The sequence below is a fragment of the Chitinophaga sp. genome (genome assembly GCF_035538455.1).
Classification (GTDB): Bacteria; Bacteroidota; Bacteroidia; order Chitinophagales; family Chitinophagaceae; genus Chitinophaga.
On sequence record NZ_DATLKJ010000173.1, the window covers coordinates 1 to 17,156 of the forward strand.

Here is a 17,156-nt window from a genome sequence, read left to right on the forward strand (position 1 = left end):
TTTCGTAACCACTTGCTGCTTTACAGCAGGCTCTTTTTTAACGGTCGATTTTACAGGTAAAGCAGTTTTTTTAACAGATGATATCTTACTGCTCTTGGTGGTTGATGCTTTCTTAACACCATTCTTTTTGGCAGGTTCTGCCTTTTTAACAACAGCTTTCGTTACCACGGCTTTCTTTGCTGCTGGCTTGGCAACTTTCACTGCTGCCTTCTTTACCGCTGCTTTTTTAGGTGCGGGTGCAGCTTTCTTAGCCGGTGCAGGCTTACTGGCAGCTTTCTTCACAGGAGTAGTCTTTTTTGCTACTGCCTTCTTAGCCTGAGCTGCCTTTTGGGTCGATTTACCAGCAACTTTCTTTTTTGTTGCCATGGGGGATTAGCTTTTTTTGTTAACTAATACGTTAAATTTAAGGTCGTTTACCTCTATTTCAGTACCACCCTGTAATTGCTCCACCAATTCCAAGCTATCTGCCAAAATTTCCGTGCAAATATAGTCATTATAGTTAATAATCGCCGATTTCAGCGAATCTACGCCTTCCACAGCAACATTAATCCTGTCAGTTAATTCAAACCCGCTGTCCTTACGGATTTTCTGTATACGGTTCACCAGTTCCCTGGCATTTCCCTCATCCTGCAAAAGAGCTGTAATAGTAATATCCAGCGCTACTGTTAGGGCGCCTTTATTTGCTACTGTCCATCCAGGGATATCTTCGGAAATGATCTCTACATCAGAGAGTTGTATCTGCAACTGCTCTCCATCCACAATCAGGTTGAAATGACCGTCACGCTCTATGGAGGAAATATCTTTTTCAGTGAAACCATTAATAGCCGCCGCCACAGATTTCATCTTTGCCCCCATTTTGCTTCCGAGCGATTTGAAGTTCGGTTTAATCTTTTTCTTGATGAAACCTTCCGTTTCGGTAAGATAGTCAATCCCTTTCACATTTACTTCACTTTTTATCAGATCCGCCACTTTTTCCAGCTGCTCCTTCATATGACCATCAGCTACCGGAATAAGTATCTTCTGCAACGGCTGCCGAACCTTGATATTCACCTTCTTACGCAACGATAATACCAGGGAAGATATATCCTGCGCCAGCTGCATTCTCTCTTCCAGATCCTGGTCGATAGCTGCCTCGCTCGCTGTCGGGAAATCAGTATGATGGATGGAAACTGCAGTATAACGTCCGGTCACCTTGTTAAGGTTATTGAATAACCAGTCCGTAAAGAATGGAGAAACCGGCGCCATCAACTGTGCTACCTTTTCCAGGCACTCATATAAGGTCTGGTAAGCGCTGATTTTGTCCTGACCGTACTCACCTTTCCAGAAACGACGGCGGCAGAGACGTACATACCAGTTACTCAGGTGCTCATCTACAAAACGTTCGATAGCTCTTCCTGCCTGGGTTGGCTCATACTCATCCAGGTTGCTGGTTACATCCTTTACCAGGGAGTTCAGCACCGAAATGATCCAACGGTCTATTTCAGGACGTTCCTCCAGCGGAACTGCTGCTTCGCTGAATGTAAACTTATCAAGATTAGCATACATAGCGAAGAAGTTATAGGTATTGTACAAGGTACCAAACAGCTTGCGCTGTGCTTCACCTATACCTTTTTCATCAAATTTGAGGCTGTCCCAGGGGGAGGCATTGGTAATAAGATACCAGCGGGTAGCGTCTGCTCCGTATTGTTCAATAGTCGTAAACGGATTTACCACATTGCCAAGGCGCTTACTCATTTTCTGGCCATTCTTATCCAGCACCAAACCATTGGAAACTACGGTTTTATATGCCACGCTGTCGAACAGCATTACACCCAGCGCATGCAGCGTGTAGAACCAGCCACGGGTCTGATCCACTCCTTCTGCAATGAAATCAGCCGGGAAAGCCTGGCCTTTTTCCAGTAATTCCTTGTTTTCAAACGGATAATGCCATTGCGCATAAGGCATCGCACCACTGTCAAACCACACATCTATCAGATCCGGCTCACGACGCATGGGCTTGCCGGAATCGCTCACCAGGATAATTTCATCTACATATGGCTTATGCAGGTCAAGGATTCCTTCGTGCAGGTACGATTTATTCACATCACCGCCCAGCACTTCATTTGCTTTGCGGATCTCAGTGTTCAGCTCTTCTATACCACCAATGCATTTTTCCTCACTACCATCTTCAGTACGCCAGATCGGCAGTGGAGTACCCCAGTAACGGCTGCGGCTCAGGTTCCAGTCAACCATATTCTCCAGCCAGTTACCAAAACGGCCGGTACCGGTAAATGCCGGTTTCCAGTTGATGGTCTTGTTCAATTCTACCATCCTGTCTTTCAGCGCAGTAGTTTTAATGAACCAGGCATCCAGCGGGTAATATAATACCGGTTTGTCTGTACGCCAGCAATGCGGATAGGTGTGTTCATATTTTTCCACTTTGAATGCCCTGTTCTCTTTTTTGAGCTTCACGGCAATATCAACATCCACATCCTTATAGTCAGGATCGTCTTTGTAGTTTTTCACAAACCTGCCGGAAAATTCACCCACATTGTCCGTGAATTTACCTTCCCGGTCCACCAGCGTAAGGATACCGATACCGTACTTCTTTCCAACACGGTTATCGTCTGCACCAAAAGCAGGAGCGGTATGCACAATACCGGTACCGTCTTCTGTGGTAACGAAATCCCCCAGGATCACACGGAAAGGATCTCCCTCCTCAGGCTGTACATAAGGCAACAGCTGCTCATAACGGATATTCTCGAGCTGACTGCCCTTAAAGGTCGTCAGCACCTTCCAGGGGATCACTTTATCTCCTTCCTGGTAGGCCGCAAAATCAGCATTCTCGCCTTCTACCTTGAAATATTTGCCCAACAGCGCCTTTGCCAGCACAACGTTTACTGGCAGGTGTGTATATTGATTGAAAGTGTTTACTAATACATATTCTATATTGGCGCCCGCAGTAAGACCAAGGTTAGACGGAAGTGTCCATGGCGTAGTGGTCCAGGCCAGGAAAAACACCTCATCAGAACCCGCAGCATCAAAGAGGAACTGGGAATTAGCCGCTTTCACCGCTTTGAACATTGCCACCACCGTGGTGTCCCTTACATCCTTATAAGTGCCGGGCTGGTTCAGCTCATGGGAGCTCAAACCTGTACCTGCTGCCGGAGAGTATGGCTGGATGCTCACGCTCTTGTATAAAAGACCTTTTTTATACAGTGTCTGCAAACTCCACCACAGGGATTCAATGTAATTATTGTCGAAAGTGATATAAGGATTCTTCAGGTCCACCCAATATCCCATCTTACGGGTCAGGTCGTCCCATTTGTCTTTATACTTCAATACCTCTTTACGGCAGGTATCGTTATAATCAGCCACCGAAATTTTCTTCCCGATATCTTCCTTGGTAATACCCAGGCTCTTCTCTACGCCAAGCTCCACCGGAAGACCATGTGTATCCCAGCCGCCTTTACGTTTTACCTGGAAGCCGCGCATAGTTTTATACCGGCAAACCAGATCCTTCAGGGTTCGCGAAATAACGTGGTGAATACCCGGTAAACCATTGGCGCTCGGGGGCCCTTCATAAAATACAAAAGGAGTGGCGCCTTCGCGTACTTCCACACTTTTCTCAAAAGCCTGGTGAAGCTCCCATTGCTGTAATATATCTTTCTCTATCTGAGGTAAATTCAGCTGGTTAAATTCCTGGTATTTGCTGGACATAAAACAATTCTCCGCCCTTTGATGTTATTTAGACAATAATTGATTAAAATTGTGCGAAGTTAAGAAAATACAACGGCTCCTGTAGGGGCAACTTTATTGAAAATGGAGCTTTTTGAAAAATTTTTGAACATTTTTTAGTAATTTACAATAAAGAGTATTTATTTTACGTTTTTGGCATTGTTTTAGCTCTTTGCCAGGAAGAAAAGAAAAACCTAGTAATTAATTTTAACCCAACACGGATAAACCATATCTGATATGAAAAAGTTGACGTTAATTTTTTGTGCGGTATTAGTCACTTCCGGCATAAGTTTTGCACAGCAAAAAAAATCGGTTAAAAAAAGTAAAACAGTCGCTCACACGGTGGAAGCACCAGCGGCAGTGAAAAGTTCTTTTGATCAGAATTTTGCGGGAACTACCAGCACTAAGTGGAGTAAGACAAGTGCGGGCCACTGGAACGCCAGTTTCCTCAAAGACAATATAAAAACAGTAGCAGAGTACGATGCTGAAGGCAAGTGGATTGCTACCAGAAGCTCATATAACGCGGAATCTCTCCCAGAAACTGTTACCGGAACACTGAAAACTAAGTATCCGGCAGCAACCATAAAAGATGGCTGGAAAATTGAGAGAGCAGATGTAGCTGCTTACTACAAAGTAAATATTCAGGACAATGGTGCAGATAAAGCAGTGTTGTTGAACGAAGCAGGCACCGTCACTGAATAGCATTAATCACGTATTTCATAGGTATAGGGATAAATAGGACAGACCCTGCTCTTTTGGGCGGGGTTTTTCATTTGTACTAAACCCACAGTCACAATAAGAATCAGCACCTGCCTCCTGAAATTTATCCGTATCCCGGATTTTCAATATTCTCTAACATACGTCCGATCGGCTTTAGAGACCATTCAATACCTCATACTCTCCCCCTGAACATTTCCTCGGTATCCATGCGCTGCCGTTGAATAATCTGCAATACAGCCATAAATTGACTTCTGCCAATAATGCTATCTTTAAGTAACATTAACCCCAATTGTCATGGCAAAACAAACTTCCATCCTCACCTTCACAGGCAAACTCGGCAACCTCATTGGTTATAGCCGCAATGGCAAATACTTCGTACGCAGTATGCCGGCAAAAGTCAGACAAACAGCCGCTACCTGTCAGGCCGCCCACCGATTTGGCAGAGCCAGCCAAACTGGCGCACTTATTCGTCGCGCGTTCTCCCGTAAACTGGATGTTAATTGTGATAGCGGGCATATCAACAGGCTAACCAGCACACTCGTGCCCTCCGCCGGCAATGACATCCCCAGCACAACCGCCTTCAGATTCAACCGGCATACTGGAACTCACCGGTTTCTCGACCTCGCGCCCAAACTTTCACAGGACGGCATCCTATGCATTCCACCCCAGGCATTAGCGGCCTGCAACGGCATGGACGCCCTGGAAATAAAAGTGATCGCAGCCCGTATCAATTTCGCAACCCGCCAGGTAGTGGGCACAGAAAGCGCCGTACTTACCGTGCAAACCGGAGAATCCTTTAAGGGGGCTGCATGTAATATGAATGTACCAGGTAAAGGCATACTGGTGGTCGTTTTGCAGATAAGAGGCATAAAGGATGGCTTTCCTTCACACAACAGGAAGTATCAGGCAGCCGATATTATCGCCGTACAACTCCCACAAATGCAGCAGGGGTTGCGCAGGAAATTCAACCCGAAGCAACAGAAGCTCAGGCAATTACCAGAAAAAAACACCCGTTTCCCTATCAATCAGGCATTTCCCTCCACTCACTCGCCGGGACTAAGCCATATCATGCCCGCGTCAAGTCCGCCTCTACTCCCGGATACAGTACTGATGCTGGGTGTACCATAGTAGTATCCTACCGGGATCCCTCGCTGTTCCTATAAAAAAAGCCGCCCTGCAGAAGCAAGGCGACTTTATAAAATCTGGTTAATACTTATACGGCAAGATTGCAATTCTCTAAATTAATGGTGTTTGATATAAGAATGCAAACATAAATTTATGGCTTTACTTACTTAATGCCGTACAAGATTTTCCCATGGTCAAATCTAATAAGGAAGCTTATTTGGAAGTGCAAATAGATATTTGCTTATCGTGTTACAAAGTAACGCAGATATTTCCTGGCAGACTTTTCAATTCGGGAAAAGTAATGATCAAAAAGGGAAAATGAGCAAAACGCCCGTCAATAGTGAAGAACACCTTATCTTAACAGCAGTTCACAAGGCTTGAGCCCGGTGTGCTTTTTAAAGGCGGTAGAGAAGTGGGAAATACAGGAATATCCCATCAGCATAGCCACTTCAGAAACAGACATACCCTTTTCATAGAGTAGTCCTTTGGCCTTTTCCATCCTTTCCTTTTGGAAATAGTCATAGATGGTAGTACCAAACATTGCTTTGAAGCCTTTTTTCAGGTAACATTCGTTCATGGCCACCTTGCGTGCGAGATCGCGGATGGTAATGGGTGAATCCAGCTGCTCCAGGAGGATGCTGCGGGCTTTCTCAATTTTTTCACGGTCTTCCAGATGTGTCAGGAAGCGGCATCCATAGCGTTCATCCGGATCATTCTGCATGAACTGGTCTGAACTATAGAGCAAGAGGTCCAGGGCACGGCTCTGGAGGAAGATATTTTTCAGCATGCCTTCGTAGTCGTGATGCACCATCGTTTCCAGCACCGATTTGGATTTAGTGCAGGGCTGGATGGTTTTCACAAAAGGCTTGCGTGTTTGATTCTCGAATAAGGAGAAGGAAGAAGTTCCTTTTTGCAGAGATTGTATAAATGCAGGCTGGAAACGTACAGTCACCAGATCAACAGAGGGCACCCTGTCTGAGCAGGAATCCTTCTTGCCTTCAGCACATAACTGATCTGTGCAGGAAGGGTTTTTGCAGTACTTGCTACCGGCTACGCAGTAACGCAGCTCAATGGCTGCTGACTGTCCTCTTTTGGCGGGCTGATAAACTACCATAGCCACATCTTCCACCGGAAGAGGTGTATCGTATACAAAACGTTGTAAAGTGAAGTCAAGACAATCAGGTACTGTAACACTATCTTCCTCGGCCAATCGTAACTGGTCGCTCATTGCGGGTTGAGGTATAGCCAGAGCCAATATTTCCTGTATTTCTTTCACTTTGCTGATCGTTTAAAACCGGGACAAATTTAGCGATTCAATTTTAAACGAAATGCATTTTGACAATACACTTACAATACAACACCTTTACAGATCAGGATCTGACACTGGATTGCAGTATCAGCAAGCATTGGTTAAAAGCTTAAATTTAACAGATGGAAAAGCCAAAGCGGAGGAAAATCATAGAATGGACATTTATTATAATACTGGTACTTATACTGGGCGCCGGATGGTATCTTAATCAACACTGGACCCGCCTGCTGCGGCGGGAAATTCCAGGTTATGTATCAGAGCTTTCTGACAGCCTGTATGTGGTAAAGTTCAGAGATCTCAAACTAAATGTACTCACTGGCAGCGTTACACTCACAGATGCGTCCATGACACCCGACACAGCGGTATACCACCAACTCCTGGCTGCACACCGCGCCCCAGCCGATATTTACACCGTACATGTGGAAAAACTGGAACTGAATTATTTCAGACCCTGGAGATATTTTATAAAAAAGGAATTCAATGCGGCTTCTGTGGTAGTAAGTTCTCCTGATATTCTGGTTGAGCAGAACGCCACGGTAAAGGATACGTCAGCCCCTAAAACAGCTTATGAAAGCATTTCCTCCAAAATGAAATCCATCATCATCGGAAAACTCATCCTCGATAATACACACCTGAAATATATCTATACCAGAAAAGATTCTACCAGATTAATACGCCGGTTTAACAGCTTACGTATACGGATAAACGATTTTCTTATCAATGCAGCCTCACTCAATGACCCGACCCGCTACCTGTATGCCCGCAATTATGAAATCAGGCTGCGGGATCAAATGCGGATCAGCCATGACAGCCTCTATCAGCTAAACATAAAAGGGATCAGCTATGATGCTGCTGAACGTACATTACATGCAGGCCAGCTGGAAATACAGCCACGGTACGACAAGGCAGCATTCCAGCAACGGAACGGCGTACAGCAGGACCGGTACGAAGTATTATTGAGCAATATCAGCATTGAAAACCTGAATCCTATATTGCTGCTCCAGGAACAAAAACTGTGGGCGCAACGTGTAAATATAAACGCCGGAAAGCTGCATATATACAGAGACAGGCGGTTGCCCATGCCACCCGGCAACAAATTAGGTAAGTATCCTAATCAACTGCTACAACAACTCAAACTGCCGGTAAAAATAGATACACTTACAGGCAATAACATAGACGTGCAGTACACCGAAGTAAGCCCCGATTCAGGAGAAGAAGGAGCTATCAGTTTTGGGCGTGTTAATGGCCGGCTTACCAATATCACCAATATTGATTCTATGGTAAAGATCAATAACCATTGCATCGCAGACGTGGATGCCGTATTTATGCAAAGTGGTAAGCTAACCGCGCACTTTGATTTTACACTGCAAAGCCCGACAGGCAGTTTTTCTGTAAATGGCCAGCTGAAAGATATGAATGGGAAAGATCTCAACCAGGTAACGGAGCCATTGGGAAAGGTGGAAATCCGGTCCTGCAATATCCGGGACCTGAACTTTAATATCAGCGGAGACGAATACAAGGCAAGTGGTACGGTAAAGTTGCTTTATGATAATCTTAAAATTGCCTTACTGCAACACAATAACGGTCAGAAGGGGTATATCAGGCAGGGGCTGAAGAGCTTTGTAGCCAATATTATGGTTATCCAGGATTCCAATCCGCTCCCAGGCGGGAAGATAAGGGTGTCAACGCCAGCGTATAAGAGGGATATTCAGAAGTCTTTCTTCAACCTGATCTGGAAAACTTTATTCACCGGCGTGAAGGAAACTGTAGGCGCAAAAAATATTTAATGAAAAAAGCACATCCATCCCTCTTAAAAACAGCGTTTCTTTTATGGAAATAAGGCTTATTTTTCGTATTTTTGCATGATTGTCTACCATTTTTATTTCTAAAAGATTTTACACCAACATATGAGCGAAGAATTAGTGCAAGCAACCAGCCCCAGCAACGGATATGATGCGGGGAGTATACAGGTATTGGAAGGTCTGGAGGCCGTGCGCAAGCGTCCGGCGATGTATATCGGCGACATTGGCGTCAAAGGACTTCACCACCTTGTTTATGAAGTAGTAGACAACTCCATTGATGAGGCGCTGGCCGGGTATTGCAAAAATATTGAGGTCACCATATGCGAGGACAACTCTATCCGCGTTGTAGACGACGGCCGCGGTATCCCCGTGGGCATTATCCCGAAAGAGGGTAAATCTGCACTCGAGGTGGTAATGACCGTGCTCCATGCCGGTGGTAAATTCGATAAAAACACCTATAAGGTATCCGGTGGTCTGCACGGGGTGGGCGTAAGCTGCGTGAACGCACTGAGTGCAATATGCCATGTGACCGTTAAACTCGAAGGGAAACTGTTTGAACAGGAATACCACCGCGGTATCCCACAATATAGCGTACGTGAAATCGGTACCAGCAATTCAACCGGTACCACTGTACATTTCAAGCCGGACGGCGAAATCTTCAAGGAAACCACCTATAACCGTGAAATCCTGGCAGGCCGCTTACGCGAACTGGCTTTCCTGAACCGCAAAATCCGTATCATCCTGAAAGATGAACGCGAAAAGGATGAAGAAGGACAAATCTTCTCAGAAACCTTCTACAGTGAAGGCGGTATAAGGGAGTTTGTACAGATGCTGGATAAAAGCGGGCGCCGTAACCCACTACTGCCTGTTCCTATTTATATAGAGACACACGACAATGCTTCCAACGTTGAGGTTGAAGTAGCATTAGTTTATAACGACTCCTTCAGCGAAAACATTTTCTCTTACGTTAATAACATCAACACCATTGAAGGTGGTACGCACGTAGCGGGCTTCCGCCGTGCCATCACCAGAGTATTCAAGGCTTATGGCGATAAGAACAAACTGTTTGAGAAATCAAAGGTAGAAGTGACCGGCGATGACTTCCGTGAAGGCTTGAGCGCGATCATCAGCGTAAAAGTACCGGAGCCGCAGTTTGAAGGACAAACTAAAACCAAACTGGGTAACTCTGATGTAATGGGCGTTGTGGACAGCTCCGTAGCTGCCGTACTGGATGCCTACCTGGAAGAAAATCCCCGCGAGGCTAAAACAGTTATCAACAAAGTGGTACTGGCAGCCCAGGCCCGTGAAGCAGCCCGCAAGGCGCGTCAGCTGGTACAGCGCAAAAGCGTAATGACCGGCAGCGGACTTCCTGGTAAACTGGCCGACTGCTCAGACAACGATCCTCAAAAATGTGAGCTTTACCTTGTGGAAGGGGATTCCGCGGGTGGTACAGCTAAACAGGGCCGTAACAGGAACTTCCAGGCTATCCTGCCGCTGCGTGGTAAGATCCTGAACGTGGAAAAGGCCATGGAGCACAAAATCTATGAAGACAACGAGATCAAGAACATATTTACAGCACTGGGCGTAACTATTGGTACAGAGGAAGACGACAAAGCCCTCAACCTCTCCAAACTGCGCTACCACAAACTGATCATCATGACGGATGCGGACGTGGACGGTAGCCACATTGCTACCCTGATCCTCACCTTCGTTTTCCGTTATATGAAAGCGCTGGTAGAACAGGGTTACGTATACATTGCCCAGCCGCCATTGTACCTTGTTAAGAAAGGTAAAGACCAGATTTACGCCTGGAATGAAGAGCAGCGTAAAGCTGCCGTTGCCAAGCTCGCAGGCGGCGGTAAGGAAGACAGTGTTACCATCCAGCGATACAAAGGTCTTGGTGAAATGAACGCCGAGCAGCTGTGGTCTACTACAATGGACCCCGAGATGCGCACCCTGAAACAGGTGACCATCGAAAGCGCTGCGGAAGCAGACCGTGTATTCAGTATGCTGATGGGCGATGAAGTACCTCCGCGCAGGGCCTTCATTGAATCTCACGCCAAATACGCAAAAATAGACGCCTAACTTTCAGGTAATAGTATAAAGCAATTAGCCCTTAGTTAAAATTTTAACTAAGGGCTAATTGCTTTATACTATTACCTGTTTATCCTTCCTTCGTAATAATATAATTCGCTAAAAACTGGTAGAGGAATACACCAATCAGCATAACAGTAACGACTATATTAAAAGGATCTCCATTGACAAACGCCAGTATGGTGCCTGCCAATCCAAGCCCCGCCAGTGACAACGTATATATGCGGAATATCCTTCTGCCTTTCACGCTCTGGGAAGCATACATGCTTGAAACCGGTAACAACAGCACCCCGGCACAGATACATAATGCCAGTATACCAGCAATACCTGTTATCCAGAAAGCTGCGGCAGACAGTAATGCTACCAGCAATAATATTCCCACAAGGTTAGATACGCGTGTCTGCTCTGCTGTAAGTGCATACCGGCCGTAAGGATTCAGCCGCAGAAACAGGTTACTCACTGGTGCTATCAGCCAGGTGGATACCGCCAGCAGCGCCAGTAATACATAAATAGGGAAGTATACACGGCTCGCCACCTGTGTGAGCACAAAGATGGCAATAATGATAATCCATTGCGTGCCTGCCTTCTGGCGGCCCATGAAGAAGCTGTAATTCAGGAACTGACGATACAGCCAGTACCTGGCTTTCATAGCCTGCACCATACCGCTTTTAGCCCACTGCTGATTGGGATCTATTTTCAACGATTCCCGGAAATGCTCCAGGGCTTTACGGTGGTCGCCGGCCTCCAGCCATTTCCAGCCGAGATTCGCATGGGTATAGGCATTCTCTGGGTTATGCTCCAGTGCTTCATGCAGATCAGAAAACGCCGCTTCCTTATTGCCCAGGCTGAAGAGTGCATGTGAGCGGAGGTTGAGGCATGCCTGGTTTTCCGGATCGATGGCCAGCCCTTCTTCTGCTTTCTTCAGGGCATCCTGGTAGCTTTTCTTAAAAAGCAGCAGCTGGCTCCACATAGCAAAATAATCAGCATTGTAAGGATTGAGGGCTACAGCAGCGCCGATAGCCTGTATACCGGCGTTGAGATTATTATTATTGAGCGCTACGCGTGCCTGAAGATAGAGGAAGCGGTCATCGTCAGGGGCAAGTGCCAGCGCGTTGCTGATCACTTCCGCAGCTTTCTCTCCGCCATCCATTTCCAGGTAACAGATGGCAAGCAGGAACAACCCATCTATATCATTAGCGCTGGTGCTCAGGTGCTGACGCAGTGTATTCAATGCATCCTGGTAGCGGCCTTGCTGCAACAGCAGCTGAGCGCGCTGGATTAATACAGCCATAAACGTTATTTCTTAATATCCAGGTATTTGAGCACTTCATCATACAAGCCTGCATCATTGGCATAGAGTGCGTAATTGCGTGCAGTATTGAACCATTCCCTTGTAGTAGGTTTATGTGTTTTGATGGCTTTTACCAGCTCTTTTTGCGAAATGGGTTGTGGGGTGCCTTTCTGCAAGGCTTCCAGCAGCTTTTCCTCCACAGCAAGATCCACCACCGCTTTCAGGTCTGCACCGGAATAGCCGGCAGTAGCTTTTGCGAGAGCTGTATAGTCAGCATTGGCAACTGGTTTACCCGCAAGCTGCAGTTTCAGGATCTCTTCACGCCCATCAGTATCCGGAGGCGCTACAAAGATGATCCTGTCGAAACGGCCGGGGCGGCGGAATGCCGGGTCAAGGCTCCAGGGCGCATTGGTAGCGCCAATGATCAGGACGTTTTCGTTGTTGGCGGCAATGCCATCCATTTCTGCCAGGAACTGGTTGATAAGGTGACTGGCGCCACTGTTACGCATGCTGTTGCGGTTAGCACCCAGTGCATCCACTTCATCGAAGAAAAGCACACAGGGCCGGCTCTGCCTGGCCAGCTCAAACAGGCTATGAAGATTCTTTTCACTGTTGCCAATCCACATATCTAATACATCATGGATGCCAACATTAATGAACTCGGCCTGTATCTGTCCGGCTGTAGCCTTCGCCAGATAAGTTTTTCCACATCCCGGAGGACCGTATAACAGAATGCCGCCACCGGCTTTCTTACCATAGGCTTTATAAAGATCCGGGAACTGAAGTGGTTTAATGATCTTCAGATCTATCTCCTGTTTTTCCCTTTCCATTCCTCCCACATCAGAGAAGTTAATATCAGGCTTTTCAAGAGTGAATACCTTTTCTTCCTCCTCATCTATATCTTCATCTGAAACGGTATACTGTTGCTGCTGGGGAAGACGAAATTGCGCATCCAGGGCTTCATCGCGGAAACCGGGATTTATCTGCAGCAGATGCTGATAAATGTCTTTAGCCGCCTGCAATGAATTTTCTTTCACGAGGATACGGCAATGTAACAGGAGCGCATCAAAATGATCCGGCTCGTGGTGTTCGAGCTGTTCAAGTACTACAATGGCTGCTGAATATTTCTGCTGATGATAAAAGGTGCGGGCCAATCCAAGTTGTGCGGCAGTGTTATCGTGCGACAGTTCCAATACTTTGCGGTACTGCTCTTCAGCCTGCGCATAAGCGTAGTCCTGCAGCAACACCTGTGCGAGGTGTAAGCGCAAAGGCACATTTTCCGGTGAAAACTGCACTGCTTCCTGTAATTGTTTGATCACTTCCGATGACATAATGTGCTTGTTAAAAATATACCTACAAAGAGCGTAATAATACGGATTACCACACAAAAATATTGTTAAATATGCTATCAGCGGCACTATTGTTATATATCCCGTTTATCATCCTATTCATAAAAAATGATGATTATAATGTTTCATCAAGTGTGTGGCGAAAGCCCTGAATCTCAAGGTATAATTATCATTTCAGCAGGCGTGGCAGATCACTCGTGCGAAACTAACTCATTAATATTTTATTTAATTTGAAATATATTGTATATATTGCATCGAATTTATCCCTATGCCAATAAACCTAACCGGTACACCTGCATTCACGTGAAGAAAATGCTGGCCGGAGTGATCTTCTACGGCCAGCACCGGTTATATTTTGCGACGGCATACCAGAACAGAAAATTCTACCCTATGCGCTTAAATTTATTAATGGTAGCCGTTGTGGCTTTACTGGGAGCAGTTCTTGCCGGATGCGACAGTAAAAAGAATGAACTTATTCCGGCTCCCTATTTCTCATTCAAGGTAGGAAGCGAAACCTACAGATCTAACGCTACCACGGCATACATCACGGATACGGTTGTGGCCGGGAAGAAAACACTGGTTATAGATGGTGTTACCAACAATTTTGTGAAGCATCTGGAACTGATGATCACCTTCCCCGATAGCGTACGCAACGGTGAATTCAGGGAAGGTGTAGAAGTATCCCTGATGGATGTACAGCAGAAGACGGACGGTTATATCGGTAAATCCATCACAGTAAAACTTGAAAGCATTAATAGTAAACATGCCGAGGGAACATTCTCCGGCACTTTAACCAGTGGTGAAATTGAAAAGCCTTTAACGGACGGGACTTTTAAAGTCGACATTAACTAACTATCGTTTTTTGAAATCACTAAACCAGCCCTGCCTGTCGAGGCGGGGCTTTTTCGTATAGTCTTAATAGTTACGCCATAATTATTTATTGTTTCCTTGGAGTTAATAAATGCTCCTGTTGACTATTTTAAGCAGACTCTTAACATTGCCTTCACTTTAAATTAAAGTAATTGATGCTATTTTACCACCAAAAAGGTAGTTTAACATAAATTTAAGGCACATTTAAGCCATCCTTAACAATTTCGTAATGATCTGTTAACATTCTGGTTGCTTTGGACTGCGTCCTTTGCACCTGTAAATACTTACAGGCTTTATGAAATCTTTTGTCACGCTACTAGCTAGCTTTATTGTAATTCTATTTTGTAATGGTGTGCAGGCCCAGATCACCACTTCCACCGTTTCCGGTAAGGTGGCTGACGCTGCAGGACAGGCAATTCCAGGGGTAACCGTGGTTGCTGTAAACACCAGCACCGGCGCCAAATCTGGTGCATTAACCAACTCAGACGGGCGTTATATCCTGCCGAACCTGAATCCAGGTGGTCCTTATACCATCACCGTAACTTTCATAGGATATAAGAAAGAAACTAAAGATAATGTCAACCTTGGCCTTGGTACCATTAACTTCAACTTCAAACTCGCAGAAGAATCCACTGCACTGAGTGAGATCGTAGTAACAGGTACTGCCAGCGGCGGTAAATCCGGCGGCACACGCGTAGGACAAGAGCAGATCAAATCACTGCCTTCCCTGAGCCGCAGCCTGCAGGACTTCACCCGTGTAACACCGCAGAGCAGCAACAACTCATTCCTTGGTACTAACTACCGTTATAACAACGTAACCCTGGATGGTGCAATCAACAACGACGCGATCGGCTTCAGCCCTTCTCTCGGTGGACAGAGCAACACCAGCGGCCAGCCAGGAAGCAGCACCCGTACTAACCCTGTATCTATTGATGCGATCCAGGATATTCAGGTATTACTGGCTCCATTTGATGTGAAGATCGGTAACTTCCTCGGCGGTAGCGTGAACGCTGTAACACGTAGCGGTACCAACGAATTCCATGGCTCTGTTTATGGATTCGGTCGTAACGCAACCCTGATCGGTAAGAACAACGCCGGCGACGGTTCTAAATTACCCAGCGACTTCCATGACTATCAGGCAGGCGTTCGCTTAGGCTTCCCTATCATCAAAGACAAATTATTCTTCTTCACCAACGAAGAAATCACACGCAGAGTAGACCCCGTGATCTTGGCAGCAGGTTCTGCTGATGTAGCTAACATCCTGAGCAAAGATGATGCGGACAAAATCTCCGCAAAGATGGCTGAATATGGCGTGGATGCAGGTACTTCCGGCAACACCACCATCTATTCCAACTCTAACAAATTCTTTAACAGACTCGATTGGCACATCAACGGCAAACATCAGCTGTCTCTGCGCAACAACACTATCACTTCAGAAGCTACCAACCTGGAACGTGATCAACAGAACTTCCGCTTCAAAGGTATCGACTTCAAACAGGTGAATAACCAGACATCTACTGTAGCCGAACTGAAAAGCAATTTCTCCAACACACTTTCCAACAGCTTAATACTCGGTTACTCTTACGTACACGATTACCGCGAACCACTGTCTGATCCTGCCGTTCCGCAGATCCAGATCGGCGGTAAAACTCCAGGTACTACTATCTTCCTGGGTACTGACCGTGAAGCAAGTATCTTCAACATGAAACAGAAAACGTTTGAGATCACCGACAACGTTACCCTGTTCAAAGGCAACCACACTATTACCATCGGTACACACAACGAGTTCTATAACATCACTTATGGTTTCGTGAACTCATGGAATGGCCGTATCGACTACAAAAACGTAGCTGACTTCATCGCCAACAATCCTTCACGCGTTCGTGGTAACTTCAACTACAGCAACAATTCCCGCGATAACATCTGGGCTAATCCTCCCGCACAGTTCAAAGTGAACCTGCTGAGCCTTTATGGTCAGGACGAAATCCAGCTGACAGACCGCTTCAAAATCACTCCGGGTATCCGCTTCGACTACGCTGGTATTCCGAACAAACAACCACTGAGCGATAAAACAACTAAAGCTCCGGTTGACGCCAACTACGGTACTACTTACAGCTACACACTGCCAAAAGATATCAAAAACGACTTCCTGAATAACGTTCAGATATCTCCCCGCTTAGGATTCAACTACGACATCAAAGGTGACAACAGCCTCGTATTACGTGGTGGTACCGGCTTCTTCACAGGTCGTATTCCTTTCGCATGGTTAGGCTATGCATACTATAACAACGGTGTTACTTACGGCGCTTACGATCAGAAATCTTCTGACAAAGCATTCGTAAATGCTCCAAACCCTGCTGCCAAACCTTCTGCAAATGGTATCGCAGACTTTGCGAAACAGAACGGTGTTGATGTAAACAACGCTGCCGGCGCTACCCAGGTAGACCTGATCGACAACAACTTCAAAATGCCACAGGTATGGAGAAGCAGCGTAGCCCTCGATTACTCTACCCGCGACCAGTGGAAATTCTCTATCGAAGGTATCTACACCAAAGTGATCAAAGATCTGATGTTCCAGCAGGTGAACCTGGTAGACAATCCTACTTACTACGCATATGATGTAAACAAACAACAGCCTATCTTCTCCGGTAAGAAAATCAACAGCCTGTATACTAACGCATACCTGCTGTCTAACACCGACAAAGGCTACCGCTACAGCATCACAGGACAGATCAGCAAAACATTCCCCTTCGGTCTGAACTTTATGACTGCCTATACTTACGGTCAGTCTAAAGATCTCACCAACGGTATCCGTAACTCAATGGAGTCTAACTGGCAGCTGAACCAGGCACTGAATCCTAACAATCCTCAGTTGTCCT

Annotated in this window: 11 protein-coding genes; 6 read left to right on the forward strand and 5 right to left on the reverse strand. The window is 46.0% G+C overall.

The annotated features are described in order from the left end of the window. Positions 1 to 366, reverse strand: a 366-nt coding sequence (locus VM802_RS20565) for a hypothetical protein (RefSeq protein WP_325534042.1), incomplete at its 3' end; no start/stop codon positions are given. A 6-nt stretch (positions 367 to 372) separates the two neighbouring features. After that, on the reverse strand, positions 373 to 3,699 hold the full coding sequence (ileS, locus tag VM802_RS20570; RefSeq protein WP_325534044.1) for an isoleucine--tRNA ligase: 3,327 nt from the start codon (positions 3,697 to 3,699) through the stop codon (positions 373 to 375). A gap of 255 nt (positions 3,700 to 3,954) precedes the next feature. Here ileS and VM802_RS20575 point away from each other — a divergent pair, with 255 nt between their 5' ends. Together VM802_RS20575 and VM802_RS20580 are read left to right on the forward strand one after the other, a co-directional pair. Continuing rightward, positions 3,955 to 4,419, forward strand: coding sequence for a PepSY-like domain-containing protein (locus VM802_RS20575; RefSeq protein ID WP_325534046.1), 465 nt, complete (start codon positions 3,955 to 3,957; stop codon positions 4,417 to 4,419). A gap of 312 nt (positions 4,420 to 4,731) precedes the next feature. Next, entirely contained in the window at positions 4,732 to 5,565 is an 834-nt protein-coding gene (locus tag VM802_RS20580; RefSeq protein ID WP_325534048.1) for a hypothetical protein, read from the forward strand. Positions 5,566 to 5,914: 349 nt separating this feature from the next. On the opposite strand, the gene VM802_RS20585 is transcribed toward VM802_RS20580, so the two are convergent. After that, a complete protein-coding gene (locus VM802_RS20585) occupies positions 5,915 to 6,838 on the reverse strand; it encodes a helix-turn-helix domain-containing protein (RefSeq protein ID WP_325534050.1) in 924 nt (307 codons plus the stop codon). A gap of 155 nt (positions 6,839 to 6,993) precedes the next feature. Here VM802_RS20585 and VM802_RS20590 point away from each other — a divergent pair, with 155 nt between their 5' ends. Continuing rightward, positions 6,994 to 8,658: an AsmA family protein gene (locus tag VM802_RS20590; protein WP_325534052.1), complete on the forward strand. Its 1,665-nt coding sequence runs from the start codon at positions 6,994 to 6,996 to the stop codon at positions 8,656 to 8,658. Between the two features lie 120 nt (positions 8,659 to 8,778). Continuing rightward, positions 8,779 to 10,758: a DNA topoisomerase (ATP-hydrolyzing) subunit B gene (gyrB, locus tag VM802_RS20595; RefSeq protein ID WP_325534054.1), complete on the forward strand. Its 1,980-nt coding sequence runs from the start codon at positions 8,779 to 8,781 to the stop codon at positions 10,756 to 10,758. Between the two features lie 79 nt (positions 10,759 to 10,837). Here gyrB and VM802_RS20600 read toward each other — a convergent pair whose 3' ends face one another. Both VM802_RS20600 and VM802_RS20605 read right to left on the reverse strand, forming a co-directional pair. Then, positions 10,838 to 12,058: a tetratricopeptide repeat protein gene (locus tag VM802_RS20600; protein ID WP_325534056.1), complete on the reverse strand. Its 1,221-nt coding sequence runs from the start codon at positions 12,056 to 12,058 to the stop codon at positions 10,838 to 10,840. A 5-nt stretch (positions 12,059 to 12,063) separates the two neighbouring features. Continuing rightward, positions 12,064 to 13,389: an AAA family ATPase gene (locus tag VM802_RS20605; protein ID WP_325534058.1), complete on the reverse strand. Its 1,326-nt coding sequence runs from the start codon at positions 13,387 to 13,389 to the stop codon at positions 12,064 to 12,066. Between the two features lie 267 nt (positions 13,390 to 13,656). Between VM802_RS20605 and VM802_RS20610 the strand changes: the two genes are divergently transcribed. Together VM802_RS20610 and VM802_RS20615 are read left to right on the forward strand one after the other, a co-directional pair. Continuing rightward, positions 13,657 to 14,259, forward strand: a complete 603-nt coding sequence (locus tag VM802_RS20610) for a hypothetical protein (protein ID WP_325534060.1) — start codon at positions 13,657 to 13,659, stop codon at positions 14,257 to 14,259. Positions 14,260 to 14,572: 313 nt separating this feature from the next. Beyond that, positions 14,573 to 17,156 (forward strand): TonB-dependent receptor (locus VM802_RS20615; protein WP_325534062.1); only part of this gene is annotated, 2,584 nt, incomplete at its 3' end.

Coding starts and splice junctions, on each gene's coding strand:
- VM802_RS20590 (WP_325534052.1), top strand. CDS start 6,994: ATGGAAAAGCCAAAGCGGAGGAAAATCATAGAATGGACATTTATTATA.
- VM802_RS20575 (WP_325534046.1), top strand. CDS start 3,955: ATGAAAAAGTTGACGTTAATTTTTTGTGCGGTATTAGTCACTTCCGGC.
- VM802_RS20600 (WP_325534056.1), bottom strand. CDS start 12,058: ATGGCTGTATTAATCCAGCGCGCTCAGCTGCTGTTGCAGCAAGGCCGC.
- gyrB (WP_325534054.1), top strand. CDS start 8,779: ATGAGCGAAGAATTAGTGCAAGCAACCAGCCCCAGCAACGGATATGAT.
- VM802_RS20580 (WP_325534048.1), top strand. CDS start 4,732: ATGGCAAAACAAACTTCCATCCTCACCTTCACAGGCAAACTCGGCAAC.
- VM802_RS20605 (WP_325534058.1), bottom strand. CDS start 13,389: ATGTCATCGGAAGTGATCAAACAATTACAGGAAGCAGTGCAGTTTTCA.
- ileS (WP_325534044.1), bottom strand. CDS start 3,699: ATGTCCAGCAAATACCAGGAATTTAACCAGCTGAATTTACCTCAGATA.